The organism is Terrabacter sp. 2YAF2 (assembly GCF_052114705.1).
GTDB lineage: Bacteria > Actinomycetota > Actinomycetes > Actinomycetales > Dermatophilaceae > Terrabacter.
In genome coordinates this window covers 1-1,725 of record NZ_JBFRFG010000047.1, presented here as the reverse complement: position 1 = coordinate 1,725, position 1,725 = coordinate 1, and the positions used below count along the sequence as shown (strand labels likewise).

The following is a 1,725-nucleotide window of genomic DNA, read 5'->3' as shown; positions in this document are numbered from 1 at the left end:
TGAGGTGTTTAGCGTCAAGGGCTGAGCGGGTGCCGGTGTCCTCGTCGTCGGTCCCTGCATAGCTAATCGAGGTCGTGCTCGGCAGCGTGTGATCGGGTTGTGTCGACGACGGGACGGGGCGGCCTGCGATGTCCGACGAGATACCGCAAGGGTTCTCAATGCCGCAGAAGGCTCACCCCGCCCCAGCTCTTGGTGGCTAGCGCCTCGTGCTGGTGGCTTGGTGCTGATGCTCTGATGCTCTGGTGCTGGATGTCGTTATGCCGCAGTGGTGCTCGCGGTCTCCTTCCACCTGGTGGTGCCGTGGGCGGCGATGACCGGGTCCCACGCCCGCTGCTGGACGACGACGGCGTACAGCTGACGCAAGATCGCGCCGGCGACCGCGGTCTGCGCCTGGGTCGGGGTGAGCCGATTGGCCTCGCGGCCGGTGAGGTATCGGTAGCGGGCGGCGTACACCCGGTTCGTCTGCAGGCACCCCCACACCGCGCGCCACGCGGCGACCCGCAGCTGCGGCCGGCCGGCGCCGGTGACCCGGGCCCGGCCGGTGAAGGTGCCGGACTTGCGTTCCCGCGGCGCCAGGCCGGCGTGCTTGACCACCGCCCGGGCGGAGGTGAACCGGGTCAGGTCGCCGGTCTGGGCCAGGATCGCCGCGGCCCCGACCGCCGACAGACCGTCGATGCTCGTGACCAGCGCGGTCAGGCCCAGCTCGTCGAGGACGCACACCATCCTGGTTTCGATGTCGGTCAGGTTGGACCGGGCGGTGTCCCAGTCTGCGAGGGTCCACTCGAGCCGTTCGAACACCGCCGGCCGGTGCGCCACCACACCCGCGGTGTCGGTCAACGCGGCGAAGAGGCGGCGGACGATCCGCAGGCACGGGCGGACCCCGCCACGACGGACCAACTCGGCGCGGACGGCTCGCTCGAACCGGGCCAGCCCGAGCCGCCTCGTCCGGGCCAGGTTCCCACCGTCCCGGCGAACGACGACGGCCAGCGCGGCGACCCACGTGGCGGAGCGGAACGGGTGCTTCGCGGTCTCGAGCGCGGCCGGCCACACGCACTCGAGCAGGTCCCGAACGATCTGCACGGCCGCGACATGCTCCCCGATGAGCTCCTCGCGGCGGGTCCCGAGGTGACGCAGCCGGGTCCAGGCCGGGTTGGACTCGTCGACCGGTTCGGGCAGGTAGCAGCGCAGCTGCCCGGTCAGCCGGGCGATGAGCACGGCGTCCTTGTCGTCGGTCTTGTCCGTCGTCAGGTCCTCGGTCTTCCGGGCCCAGGAGGAGGCGGCGGGCTGCACGCACACGAACGACATGCCCCGTTCGGCGGCGAGCTGCGCCAGGACCATCCACCGGTGCCCGGTCGGCTCACACGCCACCGTCACCCCGGCGAACCCTGCACGCGAGGCGCGGTCCGCGGCCCAGTCCAACGCCGACCCGAGGTCCCACGCCTTGCAGCGAAACGTCCGCCGCGCCAGCACCTTCGAGTCATGGTCGGTCACGACGAGCATCTGCTTGCGGTCGGCCAGGTCGATCCCCACGATCGCGTTCGTGGTCGGGACCGCCGCCCGCAACCGCGAAAGCCGAGCGTTCCGGTTCCGATCACCGCGGGAAACGCCACTACCGTTGTTCATGAACGTCCTCCTTCTTGCGTGTGGGACACCAAGCCCGACAAGCGCATCAGGAGGACGTTCGCCACGCCAGACCCGACCGCGCAGAACGCCTTTCTATGCCGC

Annotated in this window: 1 protein-coding gene; it reads right to left on the bottom strand. The window is 70.8% G+C overall.

All coding sequences use genetic code 11. The features are described 5' to 3' along the window. Nucleotides 1–255 precede the first annotated feature (255 nt). Entirely contained in the window at nt 256–1,530 is a 1,275-nt protein-coding gene (locus AB4030_RS22330) for an IS110 family transposase (protein WP_442281395.1), read from the bottom strand. Nucleotides 1,531–1,725 lie beyond the last annotated feature (195 nt).